General features: G+C 71.8%; 1 protein-coding gene. It reads right to left on the minus strand.

From position 1 onward, the window contains the following. Nucleotides 1-817 (minus strand): septation protein SepH (gene sepH / locus QH283_RS02970; protein ID WP_280501484.1); only part of this gene is annotated, 817 nt, incomplete at its 3' end. Nucleotides 818-1,092: the final 275 nt, after the last annotated feature.

Consider the following 1,092-nt stretch of genomic DNA (forward strand, 5'->3'; position numbering starts at 1 on the left):
GGACCGGCGCGGGCGCGGGCACGACGGGGGCGGCCGGGATCGGCGCGGGCACGCCACCGCCACCGGCGGCGGCACGCTTGCCGAAGTACTCCTCGACCACGGGCGCGGCCAGCTTGGCCGGCCGGGCGGGCGGGCCGCCCATCTCCCGGCGCGGCTCCAGCGCGGGCTCGTGCGGGGTGGTGACGTCGATCTCCGGCTCGGACGGCAGGATCGTCGCCAGGCCGCGCAGCGCCCGGCCGAAATCGGGATCGATCAGATCCGAGGCCGGGTCGTCGAGCGGAGAGACCGTGCCGCCGTGCGCGTCGGGCTGGTACCGCCAGTGCGCGGCGATCTCCGAACGCCCGTTCTGCCACTGCAATTGGGCGACCCAGAAGCCCTTCTCGTCCTTCCAGGCGTCCCACTCGGCGAACTCCAGGGTGTGCCCGCGCTCGGTGAAGGCCGCGGTCACCACCTCGATGAGGGTTTCCACCGCGGGACCGTCGGGGCGCACGGGATGCGCCTTCTGAGCCAGCTCGGCGGCACGGGCGCGCTCGAGCAGCACCGGATAGGCGAAGCGCTCCACGCGGCTGGCCGGCATGCCGGACTCGGCGGTCACCTGCTCCACGGACGCGCCTGCACGGATACGGGCCTGGATATCGCGAGGACGCATGGAGGCTTCCATTTCGATCTCGATCTGGCCGAACCGGGCAAGGTCGCCGCGCGCGGCGGCTCTGAGCTTCTCGTCCGCGGGGAGGCGGAACTTCTGGCCGGACTCGGTGTCGACACACACGATGTGCGTGGAGTCGGGCGTCACCCCGATCACACGAAGTTCACGCACCGCTACCTCCTTATCGCGCCGACTCGCGACACCGCCCACTGATTCGCAACAGTAGTGCACACGACAGTGGTCCGGGGCAAGACACGCGGGCGCAAACTTCGGCGAAGTGGCGGATCAGGCGCTAATGTGTGTGGATTTCCCAGCCGGGGAACGCACCGCGAACGGCCCGAAAAACCTTGCGGCGGCGGGGCCCGGGGGGGGGAACGGGGCCCCGGGGAGCGGCCGGGGACGGCCGCGCCCCCCCCCCGGCGAAAATTAGGTTTCGCCCGCAAAGG

Origin of the sequence: Nocardia farcinica (genome assembly GCF_029867845.1) — a bacterium.
In the GTDB taxonomy this organism is placed as follows: Bacteria; Actinomycetota; Actinomycetes; order Mycobacteriales; family Mycobacteriaceae; genus Nocardia; species Nocardia farcinica_A.